The following is a 25973-nucleotide window of genomic DNA, read 5'->3' on the forward strand; positions in this document are numbered from 1 at the left end:
TTGCCGCCATGTCCACTCGTGACGACGTTCTCATCACCGCCTTCGGTCTGGCCCAGCTGATCGCCGCCGGCGACGTGACGCTGCTCGACGTGCGCTGGCAGCTGGCCAAGCCCGACGGCCGCGACGACTACCTGGCCGGGCACATTCCCGACGCGGTGTACGTCTCGCTGGAGGACGAGCTGTCCGACCACACCGTGACAGGGCGGGGCCGTCACCCGCTGCCGTCGGGTGCCGCGCTGCAGGAGGCCGGGCGCCGGTGGGGTGTGCGCCAGGGCGTGCCGACCGTCATCTACGACGACTGGAACCGCGCGGGCTCGGCTCGCGCCTGGTGGGTGCTGCGCGCCGCGGGCATCGAGAACGTCCGCATCCTGGACGGCGGGCTGGCGGCGTGGACCACCTCCGGCGGGCCACTGGACCGCGGCGACGTCGAACCGGAACCGGGCGACGTCACCGTCACCCACCAGGATCTCTACGCCGGTGCCATGCCCACCTTGACCGCCGATGAGGCCGCTGCGCTGGGGCCGCGTTTGGGTGACGTCCGCGCGCCGGAACGGTTCCGCGGCGACGTCGAACCCATCGATCCCGTGGCTGGGCACATTCCGGGCGCGGTCAATCTGCCGAGCGTGCTGGCCGCCGACGGCACGCTGCGCACCGACGGCGCCGACGTGGACGCTGTCTATTGCGGATCGGGCGTCACCGCGGCGGTGGCGGTGGCCGCGCTGGCGGCTGCGGGTCGAGTGGTGGCGCTGTTCCCCGGCTCGTGGTCGCAGTGGAGCAACGAGCCGGGCCGAGCAGTGGCTACCGGCGACTGACTCGTCCCGCGCCCCAGCACAGCAGGTAGATACCGAACGAGATCGACGTCACGAAGACCGATACGGGGACGCCCGGCGCCAGTGACAGCACGATGCCGCCGACTGCGGCGATCTCGGCGAACACCACCGACGCCACCATCGTGGTGATGGGGGAGCTGAACACCCGGCCCGCCGCGGCGGCGGGAGTGATCAACAGCGACATCACCAGCAGTGCCCCGACGATCTGCACGCCCTGGGCAGCCGCGACGCCGACCAGTGCGGCGAACACGATGCCCAGCGCCCGCACCGGAACCCCACGTGCGGCAGCCACTTCCGGGTCGGCGGTGGCGAACAGCAGCGGCCGGTAGCAGGCCGCGAGGATCGCAACCACCAGCACGGTGACCACGGCCAGCAGCGTCAGACCTGAATAGCCGACGCCGACGATCTGCCCGGTGAGCAACGCGAAACTAGTGCCGGTCCGGCCGGGATAGAGGTGGATGAACAAGACAGCCAGGCCCAGGCCGAAGGCCAGCACGACGCCGATGGCCGAGTCCCGTTCTCGCGACCGCTGCCCCAGGATGCCGAAAAGGATTGCCGCCAGGGCACTTCCGACCAAGGCGCCGAGGCCGACGTTGAGCCCGGTCAGCAGCGCGAACGCGGCGCCGGTCAGGGATAGCTCGCTGGAACCGTGCACTGCGAACGACATCTGCCGCATCACGATGAACGGACCGATCAGGCCGCCGAGCAACGCCAGCAGCGCCGCCGCCAGCACCGCCTGCTGGACGAAGTCACGGCTCAGCAGGTCCGTGGTCAGCGCGGGGTTCCAAAAGGCATTCACAGCCTCATTCATGACAATGCCCGCTCGCATGCTCAGAGTTGTCGACGCCCGCACCGTCCTGGCCGACCACGACGTATTGGCCGCCGATCCGCGCGACCTGGATGTCGGCGCGGTACAGCGCGGACAGCGTCTCGGACGTCATGACCTCCTCGACGGTGCCGATCCGGAAGCGGCCGTCGACCAGGTACAGCACCCGGTCCACGTACTGCAGCACGGGATTGACCTCATGGGTGACGAACAAGACGGCGGTGCCGGCGTCCCTGCGGCGCTGGTCGATCAGGCCCGACACCAGCTTCGCGTTGGCCGGGTCGAGGTTGAGCAGCGGTTCGTCGCACAGCAGCAGCGCGGGATCGGAGGCCAGGGCCTGCGCGATGCGGACTCGCTGTAGTTCGCCGCCGGACATCACCGACACCGGGACGTCGGCCAGCCGGGCGCCGTCGACCTGGCCCAGGGCCTGGGTCACCACGGCGCGCCGCTGTGCCCGCTTCCGTGGGCCGGCGAAACCCCAGCGGTGCCCGTCACAGCCGAGCCCGACCAGATCGCGGCCGCGCAGCGTCAGCCCGGTGTCCAGCGAGCGGTGTTGGGGGACATAACCGATGGCGCCGGTGGTGGTCATCCGGCCGGCCGTCAGCAGCTGTTGGCGTAGCAGCACCTTGAGCAGTGAGGTCTTGCCGGTGCCGTTCGGGCCGAGCACCGCGATGAACTCGCCGCGGCGCACCGTCAGATCCAGTCGGTCCCACAGCACGCGGTCACCGAATGACAGCCGCGCGCCGGTCAGTTCGGCGACCGCCGTGGTGGGCGAGGGATCAGTAGGCACGGGTTACAAATTATCTCGGCTTATCGCGCCGCAACGGGTGCGGTATCCAACTGGTGTGCCAGCGCCTCGGCGGTCTGGCGCTGCCAGGTCAGGAAGTCCTGTCCGGCGGGCAGCGTCTCGGTGACCTCGACGATGGGCAGTGCCGCTTTGCGAGCGGCATCCTGCAGCTGCTTGGTGACGGCGGTCTCGGTCTGCTTGTTCACCACCAGCGCGTCGACCTGGTGGCCGTTGATCAGGTCGAGCACGGCGGCCACGTCGGCCGGGGCGGGGTCGTGGCCTTCTTCGGCGGCGGCGGCGAACCCGTGCGGGGTGCGGTCGACGACGCCGGCGGCGGACAGCAGGTAGTGCGCGACGGGTTCGGTGGAGACCACCGCGCTGCCGGGATGCTTCTGCCCGATGGCGTGCTCGGTCGCGGCGATCTCGTCGGTCTTCTTGCCGAATTCCGCGGCATTGGCCCGGTAGGCGTCGGCGTGCGCGGGATCGGACCCGGCCAGGTCGTCGGCGATCTTGGCGGCGACCGCCTTGGCCACCGCCATGTTGTAGAAGACGTGCTCGTTGGCCTCGCCCGCCGCACTGTGCGGCAGCAGCGAGTACGCATCCACGGTGGTGACGTTCTTGTGGTTCTTCAACACGTCGTCGGCCCAGTGGTCGTAGCCGCCGCCGTTGATGACGACCAAGGTGGCGTCGGCGATGGCTGCGGCGTCGGCCGGGCTCGCTTCGAACGAATGCGGGTCAGCGGCGTCGTTGGTGAGGATCGCCTTGACGTCGGCATGCCCGCCGGCGACCGCGGTGGCGATGCTGCCCCACACGTTGGTGGTGGCAACGACCTTCGCCGAACGGGCGGAGTCGCCTTGCGACCCGCAGGCGGCGATGGTCAGCGCGGTGAGGGCGGACAGGGCGATGAGGCTGGTCCGGGTCATGGCGGCTCCTGCGGGCTAGTGTTAATGAAAACCGTTTGCAATAAATCTAGTGCACCGTTGCCTTGCGGCGCGAATCGGATGCGCTAGCGTCACAAAGATGCCGAGGAGTCCCAACCCGAGGCGTCGGGCCACCCTGGCCTCGCTGGCTGCCGAATTGAAGGTCTCGCGCACCACGATCTCCAATGCCTACAACCGGCCCGACCAGCTTTCGGCCGACTTGCGCGAGCGGGTGCTCGCCGCGGCCAAGGAGATGGGCTACGCCGGCCCCGACCCGGTCGCGCGCTCCCTGCGCACCCGAAAGGCCGGCGCCTTCGGACTGATCATCACCGAGTCGCTCAACTACTCGTTCCGCGACCCGGCGGCGCTGGATTTCGTTGCCGGGCTTGCCGAATCGTGCGAGGAGGCCGGGCAGGGCCTGCTGCTGGTGGCGGCCGGCCCGAATCGGTCGGTCGAGGAGGGCGCCGCGGCAGTGCTCTCCGCCGGGGTCGACGGGTTCGTGGTCTACGCCGCCTCCGACGACGATCCCTACCTGGCGGTGGTGCAACAGCGCGGCGTCCCGATCGTCATCGTCGACCAGCCCAAGGATATCCAGGGTGCCTCCCGGGTCTGCATCGACGATCGGGCGGCCATGCGGGAGATCGCGGAATATGTTGTGGGACTTGGTCATCGGGAGATCGGCCTACTGACGATGCGGCTCGGGCGGCACTGGCCGCACGGCGATGCGCAGTCGGCCGTCGCGGACCCGGAGCGGCTCACCTCGCAGCATTTTCACGTGCAATGCGAACGCATTCTCGGTGTCCGCGACGCGATGGCGGGCGCCGGGCTGAACCCCGATGCCCTGACCGTGGTGGAGACCTACGAGCACTTACCGAGCTCCGGCGGGTCCGCTGCTGCTGTTGCGCTGCAAGCCAATCCGCGCATCACCGCATTGATGTGCACCGCCGACGTGCTGGCCCTCTCTGCCATGGACCACCTGCGGTCCCGCGGCATCTACGTGCCGGGCCAGATGACCGTCACCGGATTCGACGGCGTCCCCGAGGCGTTGGCCCGCGGGCTGACCACCGTGGCCCAGCCGAGCCTGGAGAAGGGCCGGCGGGCCGGATACCTGTTGAACAATCCGCCGCGGTCGGGGATCCCGGCGATCGAGGTGCTCGACACCGAGCTGGTCCGCGGCCGCACCTCGGGCCCACCGGCCTAACGCGCGCGGCGCCCCGCCAGGTACGCCAGCGCCTCCGCGACGTCCTCGGGGGAGTCGATGCGGTACTGCGCGGCCGACGGCCCCGGGCCGACCTTCACGCCGACGTCGCCATCGCGCAGCCGGGCGAAGGCCTTCTCGTCGGTGACGTCGTCGCCCAGGAACACCACGGCGGTCGCGTCGTCGCGCTCCCGCAGTACATCGATGGCCGAGCCCTTGTTGGTGGTGATCACCGCGAACTCCAGCACCGCCTTGCCCTCGGTGGCTTCGGCGGTCCATTGCGTGCCGGCTGCGCGCGCGGCGGCCAGCGCCGCGGCGCCGTCGTCAGCCGAGGCGTTGCGCACGTGCAGGGCGACGCTGGCGGGTTTGGTCTCGACATTCACGCCCGGATACCGACTTGCGATCTCGGTGAGCGAATCGACGATCTGGGCCAGCAGCGCGCCGTCGACGGTCTGGGTGAACCCGGTGTCGAACTCGGCACCGTGGCTGCCGACCAGATGCACCGACGCGGGCATGCCGGAGAGTTCGCGCAGGACCTCCAGCGCACGGCCCGAGACCAGCGCGACGAAGGTGTGCGGCAGGTCCGCCAACGCGAGCAGGGCGGCAGACCCGGCGGGCAACGCGCGCGCGTCGGCAGGGTTGTTGACGATCGGCGACAGGGTGCCGTCGAAATCAGAGGTGACGAGCAGTCGGGGCGTCGCGGCGACGGTGTCGAGCGCCGCGATCAGATCAGCCGGGAGCACCGGTCAGATATTAGGTTGCTCCCCGTCACCGATCAGCAGGCGCACCGCCAGATCGAGCCGCTTGCTGACGTCGGTGGCCGACGCGCGACGGGTCAGCCAGGCCAGCAGGTTCGACAGCCACACATCGGAGATGACGCGGGCGATGTGGTACTGGTCCTCGGTGGGCTCGCCCTCGCTCATGGCGCGGGCGAACATCGAGTCCATCAGCTTGCCGACGTGATCAACCTCACCGGCCGCGGACGCGTCAGCGAACACGAATGCGCGTGTCATGGCCTCGGTCAGCAGCGGATTGCGCTGCATCGACCGGTTCAGCTTGCCGACCATCGCATTGAGCCGCTGGTACGGCGTGCCGCCGGTCAGCGCGGCGCGATCGGTCTTGGCGTCGATGCGCTCGAACTCGCGGCCCAGCGCAGACACCAGCAGGTGCACCTTGGACGGGAAGTAGCGGTACAGCGTGCCCACGGCGACGTCGGCGCGTTCTGCCACCGCACGCATCTGAACAGCCTCGTAGCCGCCCTTTGAGGCGATGGCCAAGGTGGCGTCGAGGATGCGCTTGCGGCGCTCGCGCTGCGCTTCGGATCCGAGTTCGGATTCGGCGAGTACAGCCATGGTCGTCACCTCCCTCGGGCGAACGGCGGAATCGGATTCAGGTGTTGCTGGCGTCGGCATGCGGCGGTCAGCTCCTTCGGGTCGCGCATTGGGTGAAAACGATACGCAAAGTGTGCGGTAATTTCCCACCTCCAGGCGCCCCGGGACACCCAAGTGTCCTGCTGTAATGGCGATCGACTTGACGTCTGATTGCTGTCACCATTAGAACACGTTCTAGTGAGAAGCGTGTTCTTCTCGCCCAAACGCTAGGAGCGCATGGTGTCCATCACTTCCACAACTATCGACTCTGAGCGGGCCGAGGTCCGCGAAATGGTCCGTAGCTGGGCTGTCGCGTCGGGTTCCATTGATGCGGTCCGGGCTTTGGAGGGCGGGGCGGGGGATTCCGGAGCTTCTTGGCGTGGCCCGTACGACGGTCTGGTCGAACTAGGGACCTTCGGTGTCGCGGTCTCCGAGGACCTCGGCGGCGCCGGTGGATCGATCGCGGACCTGTGCGTGATGGTCGATGAAGCCGCCGCCGCACTCGTGCCCGGTCCGGTGGCCACGACCGCGCTGGCAACTCTGGTGATCTCCGACGCCGCGCTGCTGGAGGCGCTGGCCGCCGGGCAGCGCACCGCCGGCCTGGCCCTGAGCTCCGACATCGCCTTCGACGGCCAGTCCGCGACCGGCACCGCCAAGTTCGTGCTGGGCGCCCTGCCCGACGGCCTGCTGATTCTGCCCGCCGGCGACGTCTGGCTGCTGGTCGACGCCACCGCGCCCGGCATCACGGTCACGCCGCTCGAGGCTACCGATTTCTCCCGCCCGCTGGCTCGGGTCGAGCTGGACGGCGCCGCCGCGGCCGTCATCGACGCGCCGGTGGCCGACCTGGCCGTGACCGTGCTGGCCGCCGAGGCCGCCGGTCTGGCCCGCTGGCAGCTGCAGACGGCTGCCGAATACGCCAAGGTGCGTGAGCAGTTCGGCAAGCCGATCGGCAGCTTCCAGGCGGTCAAGCACATGTGCGCCGAGATGCTGCTGCGCTCGCAGCAGGTCGCGGTCGCCGCGAGCGACGTCGCCGAGGCCGCTATCGGCGGTGATGCCACGCAGCTGTCCATCGCCGCGGCGGTGGCCGCCGCGGCTGCCATCGACGCCGCGAAACACAATGGGCGCGACTGCATTCAAGTGCTCGGTGGCATCGGCTTCACCTGGGAGCACGACGCGCACCTGTACCTGCGGCGCTCGTACGCCACCGCGCAGATCCTCGGCGGCCACGGCACCTGGCTGCGCCGCGTGGCCGCGCTGACCCGCTCGGGGCTGCGCCGCCAGCTGCACGTCGACACCGGCGAAGCCGAGTTGACCCGTCCCGAGATCGCCGCCGCGGTGGCCCAGATCGCCGCGCTGCCCGTCGAGAAGCACCAGGCCGCGCTGGCCGAGGCCGGACTGATGGCGCCGCACTGGCCCGCGCCGTACGGTCGCGCCGCGTCGCCGGGCGAGCAGCTGGTGATCGACGACGAGCTCAGTGCCGCAAGTGTTGTGCGCCCGGATATTTCGATCGGCTGGTGGGCCGCGCCGACCATCCTGGGCCACGGCACTCCTGAGCAGATCGACCGCTTCATCCCCGGCACCCTGACCGGTGACGTGTACTGGTGCCAGCTGTTCAGCGAGCCCGGCGCCGGCTCGGACCTGGCGGCCCTGCGAACCAAGGCCGTCAAGGTCGACGGCGGCTGGAAGCTGACCGGCCAGAAGGTGTGGACCTCCAACGCGCACCGCGCCAACTGGGGAATCTGCCTGGCGCGCACCAACCCTGACGCGCCGAAGCACAAGGGCATCACCTACTTCGTCGTCGACATGAGCTCGCCCGGCATCGACATCCGTCCGCTGCGCGAGATCACCGGCGAGGCGCTGTTCAACGAGGTGTTCCTGGACGACCTGTTCGTGCCGGACGACTGCGTGATCGGCCCCGTCGACGGCGGCTGGGCGCTGGCCCGCACCACGCTCGCCAACGAGCGCGTCGCCATGGCGGCCGGTGGCGCGCTGGACAAGGGCATGGAGCACTTGCTGGACGTGCTCGGCGACCGCGAGCTGGACGCCGCCGACGCGGAACGCCTTGGCGCACTGATCGTTGCGGCCCAGGTCGGTTCGCTGCTGGATCAGCTGACGGCGCAGATGGCCGTCGGCGGCCACGACCCGGGTGCCCCGTCGAGCGTGCGCAAGCTGATCGGTGTGCGCTACCGCCAGGCCCTGGCCGAGACGATCATGGAAGCTCACGACGGTGCGGGCATCGAGGATTCGCCGGACGTCCGGTACTTCCTTAACACCCGCTGCCTGTCGATTGCCGGTGGCACCGAGCAGATTCTGTTGACCGTGGCCGGCGAGCGCCTGCTGGGTCTGCCGCGCTAGCGGCCCCTGCGGAAGTCCCGCGGGGTCAGGCCGACCCGCTGCCGGAATGTCGTGGCACCGACACACCCTCATCAATCAGCTTTGCTAGCTGATCATCACGCCGAACACGTTCCCCCGAAAACGACACGATCGCCGCAACCCCTCACATTCATGAGTGTTGCGACGACCGTGTGAACCCGCCCGTTCGGTAAGCGACCATTTCGTCGATCTCGGCTAGCGGCCGCGGCTGAGGTCAGGGCACCAGGAAATTCGTGACCACGTGGTCGAGTGGATGGTGGTTGGCATCCGCGAGGATGATCTCCACCTTGTGTGGTCCGGGTGGCAGACCTACCAGGATCACCGGTTCACCGCTGGCGTCCGCCCAGTGCCATGGGGCGCCGTCGACGACGACGTGGATATGGCCGATGCGCGGGGTCACCTTGAGTGCTTCGGGGCCGAAAACCGGTTCGATGCGCAGGTTTTCGGCACGGTATTGGATGAACACCTGTCCCTTGGCGAGGGCCTCGGGAACTGGCGGATCGACGATCAGTTTCGCCGGCGGCTGCGGCGTGGTCAGCGGCACCACTCCCGGAGGGCCGAGCACGTCCGCGGCGCTGTGTGCTCCCGGGGTGCGCGCAGCCGAAGGGGGAGAAGAACTCTCGTGATCCGTGTGGTCCGAGCGGTCGACCGTCGTGCCACATGATGCGATGAGCCCCGCAGTGGTCGCGATGACGGCATAGCCCATGAGGTGCGGCAGCTTTTTCATTCGTGTTCCCTCCTGAATTTCTGGCACTGGCGGGTGCGGTGATTCACCGGGCGAGAAAGCGGCTCTGACAGTAGTCGGAAAGCGCTGCGCCGGTAGCTCCGATGGCTCCCGCCGTCCCGAGCGCAAGCACTGTTGCGACCGTCGGCGCGTGCCCCGCATAGAAGAAGCTGGTGATCCCGAGAAAGTACGCGGGCGGATAGTTGAACATGGGCAGCGCTCGCAGACACATGACGATGGCAACCAGGCCGAATATCGCAATGCCGGTGGCGGCCAGACCGAGTGACGGCTGCAGGTGATTGATCACCAGTGTCGTGCCGGCGCCGAAGGCCAGGCCGACCACGTACGCCCCCAGATTGGCGTAGCGGTGACGCACGGTGTCGCCGGTGACGCCGTAGGCGACCCAGCCGAGAAACATCGCAGGTGCTGAGAGCATCGCCCAACCTGTGCCGAACGTGACGACGGCCGCGACGCCGGCGACTATCAGCGTGATGGAGTGAAACGGGATCGCGGTCGTTCTCGCCGTGCCGGTTGAGGTGACGGTCACGTGGTTCTCCTGTTTGTTGGTCGGGGCGTCGCCGATGAGCAGTTGAGCCATTGGCGGAGTTGACATTTCGATGTGCTGCCGAGTCCGCTCAGGCGATACTGAGCACGACGTCGATGTTGCCTCGGGTGGCTTTGGAATACGGGCAGGTTTGATGTGCGGCGTCCACTATGGCCAGGGCTGTGTCCCGCTCGATGCCTGGCAGGCTGACGTTCAGGCGTGCCCGTAAGAAGTAGGCGCCGTCGATGCTGCAGAGGTCGACTTCGGCGTCGACAGCGGTATCGGCCGGCAGTTTGATGTTCGTCTTGCCGGCCGCGATGTGCATTGCTCCGATGAAGCACGCGGACCATCCCGCCGCGAACAGCTGCTCGGGATTGGTGCCGGCCCGATTGCTGCCGGGTGGATCGAGGCGGATATCGAGCCGGCCGTCGGAGCTTTGGGAGTATCCGTCACGGCCGCCTGTGGTGTGGGTCTTGCCGGTGTAGAGGACGGCGTCCTGGGTGCTGGTGTTCATGTGGCTCCTTTAGGGTAGGGCGGCTGGGAGATTGATCGCATCCGATTAACTCGGATGCGATGAGACTATCGCAAGAGGTCGAGATGTCAACCTGTCCGATTGAATCGCATGCGATAAAATCGCTTCGGATGTCACTGAACGCGTCAGGAGTTGTCGATGGCTGTCGAGCGCCCAACTGAGGCCGCCGGTCCCCGGCTTGCCGACTTCATGTGCTTTGCGATCTACTCGGCGAATCTCGCCTACGGCAAGGCGTACAAACCGATCCTCGACGAGCTTGGCGTCACATATACCCAGTACATCGCGATCGTCGCGCTCTGGGAGAACGATCATCAAACCGTCCGCGGCCTCGGCGAAAACCTATTCCTGGAGTCGAATACGCTGACGCCGATTCTCAAGAAGCTCGAAGCGCAGGGATACGTGCGCCGCCGGCGCGATCCGTCCGACGAGCGTCAGGTCATCGTCAGCCTCACTGATGCGGGCCGGGCGCTGCGTGAGAAGGCACTGCCGATGAATCTGGTGGCAGCGACCGGCTTGCCGTCCGACGAGTTCGACAAGTTGCAAAAGGCGGTGGTCACCCTGCGGGACAACCTTCGTGACCATGCGCAGACGCACTCCCGGTGACCCGGGGGCACGTCTCCGGCGCCGGGGACGCGCCTGCCGGTGCTCGAAACTCCAGATTCGGCAACGAAAGATAGTGGACTCGTAAGTCCAGAAAATTCGCGCCACGATGTCCAGGCGACCTCATCGAATCGAAAGGCTCACGTGGACATCGGACAATACGGCTTGTGGCAGCCCGCCCACGTAACCACGCCCGAGATGGCGGAAAAGATTGAGCGGCTTGGGTACTCGGCGGTGTGGCTAGGCGGCCCCGATGTGGATCTCGGCGGTGTTGACGACCTCCTGGCGGCAACTCGACGCCTGGTCGTAGGTACCAGTATCTATAACGTCTACAACGGGGATGCGGTGCGACTTGCCGAAGCGTATCGGCGTATCGAACAGAAATTCCCGGATCGATTGCTGATCGGGATCGGCGTAGGGCATCCCGAACAGACCGTCGGCTATGGCACGCCGATGGCGGCGATGCGGTCCTTCCTCGATGATTTGGACACCTATTCGCTGCCGCGGGATCGGCGTGCCCTGGCCGCTCTCGGGCCGAAGATGATGCAGCTGGCGCATGACCGCACCGGTGGCGCGGTGCCCTATCTGGTGACGGCGGAACATACTCGTCGGGCCCGTGCGGCACTCGGTCCGCGGAAATTCCTTGCGCCCGAACAAAAGGTGGTCGTCGATACCGATGCAGTCCATGCGCGCGACCTGGCGCGGCCTCGCATCAAACATCCGTATCTGGGCCTGGTGAACTACCGGAACAACCTACGTAGGTTGGGTTTTACCGACGAGGACCTTGCCTTGAACGGCAGTGACCGCCTCATCGACGCTCTGGCGGTGCACGGTACGCCCGCCGAGGTTGTTCGTGGCCTGCGAGCGCACCTGGATGCGGGTGCTGACCACGTGCAGATTCAGGTCATCGGCGAGCGGGCGACGCCGTATGAGGCCATGCCTGACGTACTGCTTCAGGTGTATGACGACGCGATATTTCGGACGTACGAAACACTTGCCGACGCACTCGAAATCCTTCCCTGACCGCCTCGAGACTGTCAGCGCCGCATGCGATGTGCGCCGGCGACGATGGCGTCGTGCAGCGCGACCTCGGCTTCGGACGGCGTGCTGCGCCGGTGCAGCAGGACGAATTCCAGGTGCCCGAGATTGGGCAGTCGGCTGTCGGTGAGCGATTGAAGCCCTTGCGGCAGAACCGATTCGGAATGGGCGATGATGCCGAGTCCGGCAAGTGCCGCGGCCTGCAGGCCGAGCAGGCTGTCGCTGACGCAGGCGATCCGCCAGCTGCGGCGCTCGCGTTCCAGTTCACGTAGTGCGACGTGGCGGGTCAGGCTCGGCGGTGGGTAGGTCACGATCGGTACCGGGTCGGTGATGTCGGTCAGGCCGGGCCGGCCGGCCCACACGAGGCGGTCTCGCCACAGCAGTTCGCCGTGTTGCTCGCCGGGCAGCCGTTTGGCCACCATGAGGTCCAATTCGCCTGCGGCCATTCGGGTTTTGAGGTTCTCGCTGAGGCCCACCACCAGCTCCAGGTCGACGCCGGGGTAGGACCGCCTGAACTCGACCAGCACGTCGGAGAACATCCGGCCGACCAGATCGTCGGAGGCGCCGAGCCGGATCAGGCCCGTGGGTTGCGATTCGGAGAAATAGCGGTCGGCTTTGGCTTGTGCGTCCAGGATGTCGTGCGCGAAGCCGACCATCGCCGCGCCGTCGGCGGTGAGCGCCAGATTACGGGTATCGCGCCGGAACAGCTCGCGGCCGACGGACTGCTCCAGCCGGGCGATATGGCCGCTCACCGTTGATTGACGGAGCCCCAGCAGGTGGCCGGCGGCAGTGAATCCGCCGGCGCGGTCGACTGCGAGGAAGGTGCGCAGCAGTTCGGGGTCGAACACATTCATCACAATATCCGGTTAGAGATATCAGATCTATCGCCTAGCGCTATGAGTTGGTAGAGCAGTACGTTCTTCCCGTGAACCTGCTCGCCAAGCTCCGCATCGACGGCTTCCTGCTCGGGCTGTTCGCGGCGATGGCCATCGGTGTGCTGCTGCCGGCCCGTGGTGACGCAGGTCAGGCAGTCGAAACGGCGACCAAGGTCGCGATCGCCGTGCTGTTCCTGCTGTACGGCACCCGCCTGCACCCGCGTGAGGCGCTCGAGGGGCTGAAGCACTGGCGGCTGCACACCACGGTGCTGGCCGCGACCTTTGTCCTGTTCCCGCTGCTCGGGCTGGCGATGAAGCTGCTGGTGCCGTCGGTGCTGACCGACGAGCTCTACATCGGCATGCTGTATCTGTGTCTGCTGCCGTCCACGGTGCAGTCGTCCATCGCATTCACCTCGATCGCCCGTGGCAATGTCGCGGCGGCTGTCGTGAGCGCATCGGCCTCGAACCTGCTGGGCATCTTCCTCACCCCGCTGTTGGTGACCCTGTTGATGCAGACCACCGGCGCTGCCACGGTGTCGGCGAACTCCGTCCTGGAGATCGTTGTGCAGCTGTTGCTGCCGTTCCTCGCCGGTCAGCTGCTGCGGTCCAAACTGCACCGGGTGCTGTCTCACACCACCCTCACCAAGGTCGTCGACCGTGGTTCGGTCTACCTCGTCGTGTACGCGGCGTTCAGTGCCGGTATGGCCGAACACATCTGGACGGGAATGAAGGTCTCCAATGTGCTCGCGGTGATCGCCGTCAGCGTGGTGTTGCTTGCGGTGGTGCTCGGCATCACCGCTGGGGCGGCGCGGTTGTTGAAGTTCGACCGCGCCGACCGCATCGTGATCATCTTCTGTGGATCGAAGAAGAGCCTCGCGACCGGGTTACCGATGGCCACCGTGCTGTTCGCCGGACACCCGGTGGGCCTGATTGTGTTGCCGCTGATGATCTTCCACCAGATTCAGCTCATCACCTGCGCGACATTGGCCGCTCGGTGGGGACGTCAGGCCGACGCCGCGGCGGCGGAACGGGATCTCGCGGCCGCGCGGAGCTGAACCGAAATCGTCAGTCGCCCCGCAGATATGCGGCGAGCATCGCGACGATCGAATCCTCCAACTGCTGTGCGTCGGCGGGCTGCGTGCAGGCAATGAGCCGGTGGGTTAGCGACTCGATGGTCGCGACTGTCATCCGGGCCGCGAATTTCAGATCGGGGACCCGAACCTCGGGATGTCGGGCGAGCAGCGCGTATGCGGCCGCCACCGCGGTTTCTTCGGCATCGCGCAGCCGGGCCAGGAGCGCGGGAGACCGGGGTGCCTCCGCGAACAACACCTGGTGCAGATGCGGATCGTCCCGGTGGTTGTCGATGGTCGCGCGCGTGAACAGCCGCAGTTGGTCCTCGAGCGCGGGTGGTACCCCCGCCGCCGCCCGTGCCGTCAGCAGTGCCGCCCCGGCATCGATGTGGGCATCGGTGAGCGCGGCCAGGATCGCGTCCTTGTTCGGAAAGTACTGGTAGAGCGAGCCGATCGAGATGTTTGCGGCCTCGGCAATGCGATTGGTGGTGCCGCCGCGGTAGCCGAACTCGGCGAAAACGCGAGCAGCCGCATCGAGGATTCGTTGCCGGGTTTCGGCAGATCGTTGTTGTTTCGGCTGCTTGCGGGCGCGAAACCGGTCCGGTGGTGCCATGGTCACCTCCGCGCGGAAAGCGAGTAGTCACCGGCTTCTCACCGGCTGATGATTAGGTGACCCTAACTCAAAGGAGCGTCATCGTGAAGACGGTGTACATCGAGTCCGAGCTGGCCGCCGACCTGGAACGCGTGTGGCGCGACATGCAGCTGCCGGCGACCTTTTTGTACCTGTGCCGAGGTCTGTTCGGAGTACCGGCGCTCGCCGGCCGCACCGAACCTCTGCACGCGGGGGAGCGCGGGACCGGCTGGCTCATGGCATTTCACGTGCTGCCCGCCTACCGGCACACCATCGAAGTGCTGTCGGTCGACGAGGCCACACACACCATTCGCACCCATGAGTACGGCGGGCGGATCAGGTCGTGGAATCACACTCTGCACGCCGAGTCGATCGGCCCGGGGCGGTGCCGGTACGCCGACACCATCGACATCGATGCCGGGTGGTTCACCGGTGTGGTCGCGCTGGGCGCAGCCGGCATCTTCCGCTACCGGCATCGCCGGTGGCACAAGCTGATTCGATCCGAGGTGGCGAATCAGACGCCGAAAATCCGGGCCGCATTCCCGCCGAGATAGAGTTCGCGCGCCTCGGTGTCGAGGTTCAACTCGTCGAGTCGTTCCAGGCAGCGCTGCGCGGACAGCATCGGCCAGTTGGTCCCGAAAAGCACTCGGGTGCGGCCGGATCCGCGCAGGTAATCAACCAGTGCCGGGGGCAGGCGGTGCGCGGCGTAGGCCGAGGTGTCGATGTGGAAGTTCGGAAACTTCATGGCCAGGAACAACACTTCGTCGATCCACGGTGCTCCGACGTGGCCGCCGATGACCACGAGTTCCGGGAATTCGAGTAGGACCGTCTCCAGATAGGGGATCGGCCGGCCGGGCTCGGACGGGCACAGTGGGCCGGTGTGCCCGATCTGCGTACAGAACGGGATGCCGAGTTCGACGCAGGCCTGCAGCAGGGGATAGTAGCGGCGGTCGTTGGGCGGCAGGTTCCACAACCACGGGACGACGCGCAGGGCCACCATGCCCAGATCGGTTACCGCACGCCGTAATTCACGGACCGCCTCGACCGGGCGGGTGAGGTCCACGGAGGCGACGCCCGCGAATCGGTCGGGGTGTGCGCGGACGTGTGCCGCCGTCTCGTCATTGTCGATGAGTGCGCCGTACGGCCCGACCCACGCACACAACAGCGACTTCTCGACGCCGGCGTCGTCCATCGCTTTCAGCGTGACGTCGATGGGCAGGGCCGGCAGATCTTCTTGGCGGGTCCAGCGCAGCAGTGGCTGCAGCCATGGCTGGCGCATGAACAACTCGTTCGGTTGTTGGGACCACGCGTCGATCACTCGTGTCATCCCTCAATTACTTCACTAGTGAAGTAATAATGCAAGGGTGAGTTCGAAGAACAGGTCGCCGGCCGGCAGGCGGCGCGCGTATTTCCAGCTGCAGACCGTCGCGCAGCGGCTGCGCACCACCGCCGACCGGCTGTTCGTCGAAGAGGCCGGCATCACCACAGCGCAGGCTGCCGCGCTGATGCTGATCGCGAGTCATGCCGGGTGCCGGCAGTCGCTCGTCGCGGCTCAGCTCGGCCAGCGGGAGTCGGCGGTCACCGCGATGGTCGGACGCCTCGAGAAGGCGGGGTTCGTCGAACGCCGGCCCAGCGAGAGCGACGGCCGCGCCTGGGAACTGTGGCCCACCGACGCCGGCGCGGATGCCCTGCGCCGGCTGGATGCCGCGCTGGCGACCGTCAACGGCTACATCGACGAGGCCATCGGTGTCGACGTCGATGGCGTCGTCGACGCGCTGCAACGGCTGAGCGAGCTGCTCGACTGAGCCGGCTCTTTACTGGACCTTGACTCCGCGTTGAATCGCCGTACCGACGATGGCGGATGTGATTACTCTTCAAGCCGTGGAGCTGGGGGTTTTGGGACCTCTGCAGGTCCGGCAGGACGGCACGCCCGTCACGATTCCGGGCGCCAAGCCGCGCGCGATCCTCACGATGCTCGGGTTGCACTGTGGCTCCGTCGTATCGGCCGACACCTTCTTCGAGTTGCTGTGGGGAGACGAGTCCCCGCGCACTGCCGCGAAGGCTCTGCAGACCCACATCTCGGCCCTTCGTCGTGCCTTGGGTGACGGATTGATCCTGACGCAGGGATCAGGTTGGACGCTGGCCGACACCGACGTCGATGCCGCCCGGTACAAATCGGCTGCCCGATCGGCCCGCGATGCCGCGGCCACCGGTGACACCGGCGAGGCGGTCACTCGCTTCGACGAGGCAGTCACTCTCTGGCGCGGTATTCCAGAACTGCCGGACGGACGCCGGGGGACGTCGGAGAAGACGCGGTGGCTCGAAAGCCATGCCGCGCTGGTGGAGGACCGGGCCGATGCGCTGCTGGCCGCAGGCCGCGTCGCCGAGATCATCGGCGAACTCGAGGCTGCGGTGGCCGACGCGCCATTGCGTGAAAGGCGTTGGGGCCAGCTGATGCTGGCGCTGTATCGCGCCGGTAGGCAAGGCGAGGCCCTCGGCGCCTACCGCCGTGCGCGGGCGCTGCTTGCCGACGAACTCGGCGTCGATCCCGGACCGAGCCTTCGCCGACTCGAAGCGGCGATCGTTGCGCAGGACAGTTCTCTGGAAATACCTGCGGCGCAACATGTTCAGGCAGGAACCCGGGCGGTGACGTTCCTACTCACCGACATCGAGGGGTCGACGGCCGCGTGGGAGGCCGACGCCGATGCGATGGCGGTGGCGTTGGCTCGGCACGACGAACTCGTCGGGCAGGTTGTCACGTCACACGGGGGCAGACTGATCAAGACCCGCGGCGAGGGCGACGCCACCTTCTCGGTTTTCGACCGTCCGTCCGCGGCGGCCGCGGCCGCCGTCGAGTTGCAGCAAGCCATGGCCGCCGAGCCCTGGGCGCCGGCCGACCCGATGCGCATCAGGGTGGCACTACACACCGGGGAGGTAGAGCTTCGCGATGGTGACTATTTCGGCCGGGCGGTGAACCGCGCCGCCCGCCTGCGGTCGATAGCGCTGGGCGGCCAGGTCCTGTGTTCCGGCGCGACAGCTGAGTTGGTCATCGACTCGCTGTCCGACGACGTGGTCCTCACCGATCTCGGAATGCGGCAGCTCAAGAACCTGGTCCGCCCCGAGCATGTTTTCGAGCTCCGCCTCGATGCCGCCGGCATCGCCTCGGACCAGCCCGCGAACGACGAGTCGATCGAGCGGCCGGCCCTGCCCGCCGTCCTGGCCGGGCGCGGACCGTTCGTCGGCCGCGGCGATGAACTGGGACAACTGTTTTCCGTATGGCAGACGGCGCTCACCGGCACCACCGACGCTGTGCTGATCGCAGGCGAACCGGGTGTCGGCAAGACACGTCTGGCCGGCGAATGGTCCCGGCAGGCCCATGCCCAGGGCGCTCTGGTGCTCTATGGCCGCTGCGACGAGGACCTCGGCGCGCCCTATCAGCCGTTCGCTGAAGCGCTCCGTTCGCTGGTGCCCTGCCTGGGTGCCGCTCGGCTGCGTGCGCTGCGCGGCGTCGAGGCGCTCCTGGCACTGGTGCCGGGACTTGCCGACGTGCTGCCCGATATGGCGACGCCGACACGTGCCGACCCGGACACCGAGCGCTATGCCCTGTTCGACGCTGTCGTGGCGGTGCTGGGCGCAGCGTCGGCCGGCCCGCCGGTGGTACTGATCCTCGATGACCTGCACTGGGCCGCCAAGCCCACCTTGTTGCTGCTGAGGCACCTCCTCCGGTTCGGCGACCATGCCCGGGTGCAGATCATCGGCACCTATCGCAGTACCGATCTGGACCGTTCCCACCCGCTGGCGGCCATGTTGGCCGACCTGCACCGGGACGGGACGGCCCACCGGCTCGCGCTGGCCGGCCTCGATGAGGACGACGTGACCGCGTACGTCGCCGAGGCCGGGTACGACGACCAAGAGCTGGCCCGTGCGCTGGCGTCGGTGACCGGCGGCAACCCGTTCTTCCTCATCGAGGCGCTGCGCCACGTCGAGGAGAGCGGCGGCCATTGGGAGCCCGGTACCTTGCCGCAGGGAGTTCGAGAAGCGGTGAGCCGCAGGCTGTCCCGACTGCCGGCGGAGACCAACAAGGCACTAGCGGCAGCCGCGGTCATCGGCAGCCGGTTCTCCGTGCATCTGGTCGAGCGGGTGGTGGGGGACGATCTGATCGACGCATTCGACGAGGCGTGCCGCGCCGGCATCATCATCGAAGAGTCCGGTGGGTGCTACCGGTTCAACCACGCCATCGTCCGCCAGTCGCTGCTCGCCGAACTGCCGTCGGTACGGCGCATGCGGTTGCACCAGCGGATCGCCACGACCTTGGAGACCGAATCCGGTGCCGAAGAGGAACTGCTGGCCGAGCTGGCTCATCACTACTTCGAGTGTGCGTGGGCGGGCAACGCGGCCAAGGCTGTCGAGTACTGCCGGCGGGCCGCCGACCAGGCCATGACCCGGCTGGCCTACGAGGGTGCCGCCGATCTGTACGACCATGCCCTGCACGCGTTGGAAGAACTCGATGATGAATTGCCCGACCGGGACGATCAGGTTGCCGAGCTGCTGATCGCGCGTTGCGAAGCTCTGCTGGCCGCCGGTGATGTGGCTTCGGCTGCGGGTGTCGTTTCCCAATTACAAGCGGCGACAGTTGATTCCGTGCGTCTGGCCGCCTGGGCGACCTGCTTCGACGGTCAGCTGTCCATGCTGACCCACCCCGAGCGATTGGACGAGATCGAATCGGCGCTGGACGGTGCCGCCCGCAGGCTGGCCGGACTGGACGACGCGGCCGGGGAAGCCAAGGCGCACAACGTCCGAGCGGGGTGTCTGGCCCGGCTCGGCAAGATCGGCGACTGTGAGGTGGCGCTCGATGATGCACTGAACGCGGCCCGGCGTTCGGGTGATCACCGCCGGGTGAACGCGGTACTGGCGGGTGCGCCACTGGCAGCGCTATGGGGACCGAATCCGGTTCCGCGCGCCGGCGGGCGGTGTTTGGATGTGGTTCGGCTGCTTCGGATCACAACCGAGTCACCGGCAGTCGAGGCCACCTCGATGCGATGCCAGGCGGTGTTGGAGGCGTTCCGCGGGCGGGGTGCTGCGGCTCGGCGCATGATCGACTCTGCCCGGCGCACCGTCGCCGAACTGGGACTGCGGCATGCGCTCCTCGAGGTTGAGCAATTCGCCGGCATCGTCGAGCTGGTCGCTGGCGAGCCGGACGCTGCCGAACGGTATCTGCGTAAGGCCTACAACGGTTTTCGCCGACTCCGCCTCGATATCGACACTTCCGAGACCGCTGCGCTCCTGGGCCGCACCTGCCTGATGCTCGGACGAGACACCGAGGCCGACGAATTGTGCACGGAGAGTGAGCAGCTCGCCGGACACGCGCTGAAGGCGTCGATCGCCTGGCGCACCCTACGGGCACAGCTGCTCTCGCGCGGCGGTGACCACCAGGCGGCCCGGCAGGCGGCCGAGGCAGCGGTCGCCCTGGCTGAGCGCACCGATGCGTTGGTCGATCATGGTGATGCCTGCGATTGCCTGGCCATGGTGCTGGCGGCTGGTGGCGATGCCGCGGGGGCGCGCGCAGCGGCCGAGCGCGCCGGCGCTCTGTATGAGCGCAAAGGCGCTGCGGCACTTGCGGAACGGGCCCACGCTCTCCTTGGTGGCCCTGGCCTGGTGAGTGTTCCGGCTGAGCCTGAACTGCCCGCCGTCGAGGTGCACACCGCAGCGGTCCGCATGAGCGAACTTGTGATGGCGGCACATGATCGCGGGGACTGGGATGAATTCGAGAGGATGATCGCGCCCGACGCCTCTGTCGAGAGCCGGCGAAAGCTGGTCGGTTTCAAGCGAGGTGACTTCTCGCTGCCTGAGGTGACCCATCAGACGCGGCGCGATTTGGAGTCGGGGGCCATGCGGTTGGCGCACGATGTGGTTGCCGTGCGGGGTGACCGTCTGGCGCTCGCACGGGTGCGGGTAGGTACGGCCGACGTCAGCGCTGGGGCGCCGCAGGATGAGTTTCTTCAGGTGTACGGCGTCGATGACGAAGGTCGGGTCACGTTCCACGTGTGGTTCGACCCTGAGGATATGGACGCCGCGGTCGCCGAGCTCGATGCGCAGTACGCCCGGCTCGAGGGCCGGTCGCAACGGGAGTCTCAGTCTGAAAACGCTGCGAGCCAAGCGGCTGAGCATTACTTGGACGCGTACGCGGCGCGCGACTGGACTGCGGTTGCGGAGGTACTGGCCGACGACCTCGTTGTCGACGATCGCCGGCGGGTCGTGAACGCCGGGATCCGGCATGGTCGTGATGCCGAGATCGCCAGCCTGCGCGCCTATGCCGATGCCGGGATAACCGGCATGACGTTCGTCGTCGTCGCCACCCGGCAGGAGCGCCTGATCCTGGTGCGCGCCTCGGGCGCCGGCGGTGACTCCGGGGAGTTCCGCAACGACATGCTGGGCGTCGTCGAAATCAACTCCCGCAACCAGATCGCCGTGATGGTCGTGTTCGACGTCGACGATCTCGGCGCTGCCACCGCCGAACTCGATGCCCGCTATCTCGCCGGCGCGGCGGCTGCGCACGCACACACCTGGGCGGCAGTCGTGCGTGCCTACGCCGCACTCAACCGGCACGAGCTACCCGAAACGACCGGCAACATGGTCAGCATCGACAACCGGCTGATCGCTTCGTACGCCCCCGGAGGTGTCAAGGAGTACACCCTCTTGGCCTGGGATCAGGTGCCGGACATCGGTTTCCGCATTGAAGTGGTCCACCTGCTGACCGATTTCGGCGCTGTCATCACGCACGCGGTGAGGGGCACCTCGCGTGAAGGGTTCGAGGCCGAGTGGCGCGAAATCCACCTCATGACGATCGACGGTGACCGGTTCAGCCGCAGCGAGATGTTCGATGAGGACGCCCTCGACGCCGCGCTGGCGAAGTTCGAGGAACTCGATACGCCGCCCCGGCTCGATACGCCGCCAGGGCTCGACAACCAGGCAGACCAAGTGGACCAACGCTTTTGGGCTCTCTTCCTGGATCGCAGCTGGGACACGATGGCGGCGATGTTGTCCGACGACTTCGTGCTTGACGATCATCGGCAAGGTTTGAATGCCGGGATTCGACGGGGGCGGGACGCTGAAATAGACAATCTGAAAGTCATCGCCGACTTGATGGAGGACGGGTTCCTCACGTCGAGCACCTTCGCGACCCGCGGTTCGTACCTCGCCCTCCGCATTTTTCGGATGTCGAGGCAAGGCGAAGACTCCGCGGTGTACTACTCCGAGATGCTCGGTGTCGTCGAGGTCGACGCAGACGGCAAGTTGGTTGCGCACGTGGTCTTCGACGTCGATCACCTCGACGACGCCTTCGCCGAACTCGATGCTCGCTACCTCGTGGGTGAAGCCGCCGCCTGCGCACCCACCTGGTCAACCATCGTCAGTGCGTATGCGGCGCTCAATCGACACGAGCTGCCCGCGACCACACCGGATGCGGTCAATGTCGACCATCGACCGCTCATCTCGACCGAGGCGGCTGAAATGGCAGCAGCTGTGGGTGCAGTTCTTGACCAAATGCCGAACGTCCACGCCCGCGTAGACGCTGTGCACCGACTGAGCGAGATGGGAGCGGTCGTCACTCAGACCCTCAAAGGGACCTCGGCAGAGGGTTTCTGCGTCGAGTGGCGGATGATCAACGTCTACTTGGTCGAGGGCGAGCTGATCAGCCGTGCCGAACTCTTCGGCGAGTCAGATCTAGACGCTGCGCTCGCGCGGTTCGACGGATTACATTCGCCTGCAACACTGTTGGAGAACACGGCAAGCCACGTTCATCAGACTTTCTTCGAGTGTTTCGCGGACCGTGATTGGGCCACGATGAGCGAAATGTGCGCTGACGCCGTGGTGTCCGACGATCGCCGTACGGTGATCAGCTCAGGGCTGCTTCGCGGCCGCGAAGCCAATATCGGGAACATGCGGGCGATCGCCGAATTCGGAGTGACGCTGTCCGCGTCGAGCGTGGTCGCCACCCGCGGACAGCGGCTCGCACTGATTCTGGACAACTTCGAAAGCAATGCCGAAGAACCCGAGCCGTTCGTCGCGGCCATGCTGACCGTCGCCGAAGTCGATGCCGGCGAGCGGATCACGGCGTTCGTGACCTTCGACCCCGACGACTTCGACGCCGCCTTCCAGGAACTCGACGCCCGGTACCTCGCTGGCGAGGCGGCCGCTTACGCCCGCACCTGGTCGGTGATCGCAAGCGGCCATGCCCGGTATAATCGCCACGAATTGCCTTCTACGACAATGGATCCGGTGTACATCGATCATCGTCCTCTCGTCGGTGCCGAGGGCGCCGATCTGGCGGCGTCGTTGCACGCGGTGTCGGAGCTCGTCCCGGACGTGCGCATCTGCGTCGAGGCGGTGCGTCGACTGAATGACCTCGGCGCGGTCATGACGCAGACCCTGAAAGGGAGCTCGGCAGAGGGCCTCTACGCGGAGTTGTCGACGGTCGCCGTCGTCATGGTCGACGGTGAGCTGATCAGCCGCGTCGAGGTATACGAAGCGGCGGAACTCGACGCGGCGCTCGCGCGCTTCGACGAGCTCACCGACCGCCGAGGGTGAAGTAGATAGCGAAGAATTCGCGAAAGTTCGCGATCTACTTCACGTTCGGCGACTCAGAAGTGGGTGGTGGCGCAGGCCGTCGGCGTGGTGAGGTTCACCCCTGGGTAGGTGACCTGAATGTCCGCGCAGGCAATGAAATTGGCCTCGGTGTTCGGCCTGCCGGTCCGGACGTCGAGCGGCAGCGAGGTGCCGTCGACCGCGAACTCCTCGAACGTGCCGCCGCCGTTGAAGGTGACCGACACGAGGGCGCTGTTCTGCGACTTGAGCTGCCGCGAGTTCACCGGGCCGTTCCACGAGCCACGGTTGATCGGCGGGGCGCCGGTCGGTGCGCTGTACGAGACGTCCTGGTACACATCGCGGTTGGCGCTGCGCAGCGTGATGTTCTCGCGAGCCCACGTATTCGGCGGCAGCGGAACCGGATTGCCCCCGACCACCAGGTTCGTGGCGGTGTTGAACGTGCACGCACCTCCCGAGCACTGCGCGGTCACGTGAATCTGAATCTTGGTGCCGTCGTCGACCGGCACGAAGGCGTCGGCCGAATTGACTGCGGCAGCAGCCGTCACGGGGGACATCAGGGCCGTCGCGGTCAGCACAGCGGCCGCACTTGCTGCAGTAAGCCGGTTCACAGTCAAGAAAGTAATCCGTTCGCTACTCGTCGTAGGTGACTTCGACGGAATCCGTCTTGGGCACCGCTTGGCAACCGAGGATGAGGCCCTCTTCGAGGTCGGACGGCTCCAACACGTCGTTGATCGCCATGTCGACGTCGCCCTTCTTCATCAGCACCGCACACGCTCCGCAGTGTCCCTCGCGGCAGGAGAACGGTGCGTCCAGTCCCTTGTCGAGCAGCACGTCGAGCAGTACGGCATTGCGCGGCCAACGCAGCTCGTGCGTCTCGCCGTCGAGCGTGACGATTGCGGTGGCCGGGCCCTCATCGCTGTCATCTTCGGCGAGCACGACAGCTGCGAACGGGTCGGAGTCCAGTGACTGGAACACCTCGAGATGGACGTTGCTCTTGTCGGCGCCGGATTTGAGCAGCGCTTCCTCGGTGGCGGCCATGAACGGCGCCGGGCCACAGATGAAGGCCTCGCGCGTGACGTAGGGCGCCAGCTGGGTGGCCAGGATGGTCGGGTTGGGCAACCCCTGCACCGACTCCAGCCAATGCACGATGGACAGCCGGTCGGGGTACAGCGAGGTCAGCTCACGCAGCGCCTTGCCGAAGATCACCGAGTTCTCATTGCGGTTGGCGTAGAACAGCGTCACCTTGCCGGTGCCCTCGGACAGCGCGGACTTGAGGATCGACAGCATCGGGGTGATGCCGCTACCGCCGGCCAGCAGCAGGAAGTCGGCGTCCAGGTTCTTGGGGACGAAGGTGCCGGACGGCGCCAGCACGTGCATCCGCATGCCGACATGCGCGTTGTCGCACAGCCAGTTCGACGCGTAGCCGTCGGCGGTGCGCTTGACCGCGACGGTCAGCGCCTCGTCGGCGTACGGCGAGCTGCACAGCGAGTAGCAGCGGGCGACGGATCCGGTGCGGGTGCTCGGGACGCGCAGGGTCAGGAATTGACCGGGGGAGTACTTCAGCCGGTCTGCCGGGATGTCGCTGCCGTTCGGCACCGTGAACACCAACACGCGTGCGTCGGCGGTCTCTGCGACGACGTCGGCCACCACAAGTTCCAGCACGTGGCTGCCCAGCGGCTCGTCCACAACCATCACCCTTCTTTCAAGCCAGCCCACGGTCAGTAACTAGAACAGGTTATAGAAGCCCACTTTTGCGGGTCTACCTGCTGTAGAAGAGCCGTGCTCGACACAAATCGTAACGTGTTCTAATCTTCTGTCTAGATGACCACTCCCCGGGAGGCAATCCGTGACGTCAATTGAACAACGCGACGTGCAGGCCGTGCTGGCCGGTATCGACGACCTGTTGCCGGTGCTGCGCGAGCGCGCACAGCTGACCGAAGACCTGCGCCAGGTGCCGCAGGAGTCTATCGACAGTCTGAACGACATCGGCTTCTTCAAGCTGCTGCAGCCCGCCCAGTGGGACGGCCTCGAAGCCGATCCCACGCAGTTCTACGAGGCGGTCCGCCGCATCGCCAGCGCCTGCGGTTCCACCGGTTGGGTCGCGTCGATCATCGGCGTGCACAACTGGCACCTGGCACTGTTCGATCAGCAGGCCCAGGAAGACGTCTGGGGCGACGACTCCACCGTCCGCATCTCCTCGTCGTACGCGCCGATGGGTGCGGGTGTCGTGACCGAGACCGGTGACGGCTACATCGTCAACGGCGCCTGGAACTGGTCCTCGGGTTCGGAGCACGCCACCTGGGCGTTCCTCGGCGGCCCGGTGATCAAGGACGGCCGCCCGGTCGACTTCGGCAGCTTCCTGATCCCGCGCACCGAGTACACCATCGACGACGTGTGGAACGTGGTCGGCCTGCGTGGCACCGGTAGCAACACGGTCGTCGTCAAAGACGTCTTCGTGCCGCGCCACCGCTTCCTGTCGTACAAGTCGATGAACGACGGCACCGCCGGCGGCTACCAGACCAACACCGCCCCGGTCTACAAGATGCCGTGGGGCACCGTGCACCCCACCACCATCTCGGCGCCGATCGTCGGTATGGCCTACGGCGCCTACGACGCGCACGTCGAGCACCAGGGCAAGCGCGTCCGTGCGGCGTTCGCCGGTGAGAAGTCCAAGGACGACCCGTTCGCCAAGGTCCGCATCGCCGAGGCCGCCAGCGACATCGACGCCGCGTGGCGTCAGCTGATCGGCAACATCGCCGACGAGTACGCCCTGCTGGTCGCCGGCAAGGAGATCCCGTTCGAGCTGCGGGCCCGCGCCCGTCGCGACCAGGTGCGCGCCACCGGCCGCGCCATCGCATCCGTCGACCGGCTCTTCGAGGCGGCCGGCGCCACCGCGCTGGCCAACGGCACTCCGCTGCAGCGCTTCTGGCGTGACGCCCACGCCGGCCGGGTGCACGCCGCCAACGAGCCCGAGCGGGCCTACCTGATCTTCGGCAACAACGAATTCGGTCTGCCGCCCGCAGACACCATGGTCTAAGGGGATATTCGGTC

The 25973-nt window shown here is 67.0% G+C and carries 23 protein-coding genes; 10 read left to right on the top strand and 13 right to left on the bottom strand.

Translation table 11 applies throughout. The annotated features are described in order from the left end of the window. Window positions 1–8: 8 nt before the first annotated feature. Window positions 9–812: a sulfurtransferase gene (locus tag TL10_RS03555; protein ID WP_043984539.1), complete on the top strand. Its 804-nt coding sequence runs from the start codon at window positions 9–11 to the stop codon at window positions 810–812. Here TL10_RS03555 and TL10_RS03560 read toward each other — a convergent pair. Genes TL10_RS03560 through TL10_RS03570 form a run of 3 tightly spaced genes read right to left on the bottom strand, consistent with a single transcriptional unit; the run spans window position 799 to window position 3366 of the window. Continuing rightward, a complete protein-coding gene (locus tag TL10_RS03560) occupies window positions 799–1641 on the bottom strand; it encodes a metal ABC transporter permease (protein ID WP_043984540.1) in 843 nt (280 codons plus the stop codon). The two genes, TL10_RS03555 and TL10_RS03560, sit on opposite strands and share 14 nt — an antisense overlap. Next, complete coding sequence (locus TL10_RS03565; protein WP_043984541.1) at window positions 1634–2446, bottom strand: metal ABC transporter ATP-binding protein; 813 nt, start codon at window positions 2444–2446, stop codon at window positions 1634–1636. The genes TL10_RS03560 and TL10_RS03565 overlap by 8 nt, the downstream gene beginning before the upstream one ends. 20 nt (window positions 2447–2466) lie before the next feature. Beyond that, window positions 2467–3366 (bottom strand): metal ABC transporter solute-binding protein, Zn/Mn family, encoded by a 900-nt coding sequence (locus tag TL10_RS03570; protein WP_043984542.1) that lies wholly within the window; start codon window positions 3364–3366, stop codon window positions 2467–2469. Window positions 3367–3463: 97 nt separating this feature from the next. Here TL10_RS03570 and TL10_RS03575 point away from each other — a divergent pair, with 97 nt between their 5' ends. After that, window positions 3464–4564 (top strand): Rv3575c family transcriptional regulator, encoded by a 1101-nt coding sequence (locus TL10_RS03575; protein WP_043984543.1) that lies wholly within the window; start codon window positions 3464–3466, stop codon window positions 4562–4564. Here the strand turns inward: TL10_RS03575 and otsB are convergent. Further along, complete coding sequence (otsB, locus tag TL10_RS03580; protein WP_043400024.1) at window positions 4561–5304, bottom strand: trehalose-phosphatase; 744 nt, start codon at window positions 5302–5304, stop codon at window positions 4561–4563. The two genes, TL10_RS03575 and otsB, sit on opposite strands and share 4 nt — an antisense overlap. Window positions 5305–5307: 3 nt before the next feature. Further along, window positions 5308–5973, bottom strand: coding sequence for a cholesterol catabolism transcriptional regulator KstR (gene kstR / locus TL10_RS03585; RefSeq protein WP_043400021.1), 666 nt, complete (start codon window positions 5971–5973; stop codon window positions 5308–5310). 195 nt (window positions 5974–6168) lie between these two features. Between kstR and TL10_RS03590 the strand changes: the two genes are divergently transcribed. Next, the gene (locus TL10_RS03590; RefSeq protein ID WP_043984544.1) at window positions 6169–8286 is read left to right on the top strand and encodes an acyl-CoA dehydrogenase family protein; all 2118 of its coding nucleotides are present in this window, start codon (window positions 6169–6171) and stop codon (window positions 8284–8286) included. Between the two features lie 232 nt (window positions 8287–8518). Here TL10_RS03590 and TL10_RS31615 read toward each other — a convergent pair whose 3' ends face one another. The 3 genes from TL10_RS31615 to TL10_RS03605 are packed head-to-tail and all read right to left on the bottom strand — an operon-like array spanning window position 8519 to window position 10086. Continuing rightward, complete coding sequence (locus TL10_RS31615; RefSeq protein WP_231575658.1) at window positions 8519–9031, bottom strand: DUF6130 family protein; 513 nt, start codon at window positions 9029–9031, stop codon at window positions 8519–8521. Window positions 9032–9074: 43 nt separating this feature from the next. Further along, window positions 9075–9626: a DUF1097 domain-containing protein gene (locus tag TL10_RS03600; RefSeq protein ID WP_081936803.1), complete on the bottom strand. Its 552-nt coding sequence runs from the start codon at window positions 9624–9626 to the stop codon at window positions 9075–9077. Window positions 9627–9663: 37 nt separating this feature from the next. Then, window positions 9664–10086 (bottom strand): organic hydroperoxide resistance protein, encoded by a 423-nt coding sequence (locus TL10_RS03605; RefSeq protein WP_043400015.1) that lies wholly within the window; start codon window positions 10084–10086, stop codon window positions 9664–9666. A gap of 156 nt (window positions 10087–10242) precedes the next feature. Between TL10_RS03605 and TL10_RS03610 the strand changes: the two genes are divergently transcribed. Together TL10_RS03610 and TL10_RS03615 are read left to right on the top strand one after the other, a co-directional pair. Beyond that, window positions 10243–10707 carry a MarR family winged helix-turn-helix transcriptional regulator gene (locus tag TL10_RS03610; RefSeq protein ID WP_043400012.1) on the top strand — a complete coding sequence of 155 codons (465 nt, stop codon included), beginning with the start codon at window positions 10243–10245 and terminating at the stop codon, window positions 10705–10707. Between the two features lie 141 nt (window positions 10708–10848). Next, the gene (locus TL10_RS03615; RefSeq protein WP_043400010.1) at window positions 10849–11727 is read left to right on the top strand and encodes a TIGR03620 family F420-dependent LLM class oxidoreductase; all 879 of its coding nucleotides are present in this window, start codon (window positions 10849–10851) and stop codon (window positions 11725–11727) included. 14 nt (window positions 11728–11741) lie between these two features. On the opposite strand, the gene TL10_RS03620 is transcribed toward TL10_RS03615, so the two are convergent. After that, window positions 11742–12596, bottom strand: coding sequence for a LysR family transcriptional regulator (locus tag TL10_RS03620; protein WP_043400007.1), 855 nt, complete (start codon window positions 12594–12596; stop codon window positions 11742–11744). 71 nt (window positions 12597–12667) lie between these two features. Here TL10_RS03620 and TL10_RS03625 point away from each other — a divergent pair, with 71 nt between their 5' ends. After that, window positions 12668–13672 carry a bile acid:sodium symporter family protein gene (locus TL10_RS03625; RefSeq protein WP_043400004.1) on the top strand — a complete coding sequence of 335 codons (1005 nt, stop codon included), beginning with the start codon at window positions 12668–12670 and terminating at the stop codon, window positions 13670–13672. A gap of 10 nt (window positions 13673–13682) precedes the next feature. Here TL10_RS03625 and TL10_RS03630 read toward each other — a convergent pair whose 3' ends face one another. Continuing rightward, window positions 13683–14300 carry a TetR/AcrR family transcriptional regulator gene (locus TL10_RS03630; RefSeq protein WP_043400111.1) on the bottom strand — a complete coding sequence of 206 codons (618 nt, stop codon included), beginning with the start codon at window positions 14298–14300 and terminating at the stop codon, window positions 13683–13685. A gap of 83 nt (window positions 14301–14383) precedes the next feature. On the opposite strand from TL10_RS03630, the gene TL10_RS03635 reads away from it, so the two are divergent. After that, entirely contained in the window at window positions 14384–14872 is a 489-nt protein-coding gene (locus TL10_RS03635) for an Rv1443c family protein (protein WP_043400002.1), read from the top strand. Here TL10_RS03635 and TL10_RS03640 read toward each other — a convergent pair. After that, the gene (locus tag TL10_RS03640; protein ID WP_234711358.1) at window positions 14833–15597 is read right to left on the bottom strand and encodes an amidohydrolase family protein; all 765 of its coding nucleotides are present in this window, start codon (window positions 15595–15597) and stop codon (window positions 14833–14835) included. The two genes, TL10_RS03635 and TL10_RS03640, sit on opposite strands and share 40 nt — an antisense overlap. Before the next feature lie 85 nt (window positions 15598–15682). On the opposite strand from TL10_RS03640, the gene TL10_RS03645 reads away from it, so the two are divergent. Both TL10_RS03645 and TL10_RS03650 read left to right on the top strand, forming a co-directional pair. Beyond that, on the top strand, window positions 15683–16123 hold the full coding sequence (locus TL10_RS03645; RefSeq protein ID WP_052506291.1) for a MarR family winged helix-turn-helix transcriptional regulator: 441 nt from the start codon (window positions 15683–15685) through the stop codon (window positions 16121–16123). Window positions 16124–16199: 76 nt separating this feature from the next. Further along, window positions 16200–22904 carry a BTAD domain-containing putative transcriptional regulator gene (locus tag TL10_RS03650; RefSeq protein WP_052506292.1) on the top strand — a complete coding sequence of 2235 codons (6705 nt, stop codon included), beginning with the start codon at window positions 16200–16202 and terminating at the stop codon, window positions 22902–22904. Between the two features lie 53 nt (window positions 22905–22957). Here TL10_RS03650 and TL10_RS03655 read toward each other — a convergent pair whose 3' ends face one another. Together TL10_RS03655 and TL10_RS03660 are read right to left on the bottom strand one after the other, a co-directional pair. Beyond that, window positions 22958–23530: a hypothetical protein gene (locus tag TL10_RS03655; RefSeq protein ID WP_043399996.1), complete on the bottom strand. Its 573-nt coding sequence runs from the start codon at window positions 23528–23530 to the stop codon at window positions 22958–22960. Between the two features lie 22 nt (window positions 23531–23552). Further along, entirely contained in the window at window positions 23553–24614 is a 1062-nt protein-coding gene (locus TL10_RS03660; RefSeq protein ID WP_043984546.1) for a ferredoxin--NADP reductase, read from the bottom strand. Window positions 24615–24768: 154 nt separating this feature from the next. Between TL10_RS03660 and hsaA the strand changes: the two genes are divergently transcribed. Continuing rightward, complete coding sequence (hsaA, locus tag TL10_RS03665; protein WP_043984547.1) at window positions 24769–25959, top strand: 3-hydroxy-9,10-secoandrosta-1,3,5(10)-triene-9,17-dione monooxygenase oxygenase subunit; 1191 nt, start codon at window positions 24769–24771, stop codon at window positions 25957–25959. The last annotated feature ends 14 nt before the right edge of the window (window positions 25960–25973 follow it).

It is taken from the genome of Mycolicibacterium llatzerense, assembly GCF_000878195.1.
In the GTDB taxonomy this organism is placed as follows: domain Bacteria; phylum Actinomycetota; class Actinomycetes; order Mycobacteriales; family Mycobacteriaceae; genus Mycobacterium; species Mycobacterium llatzerense.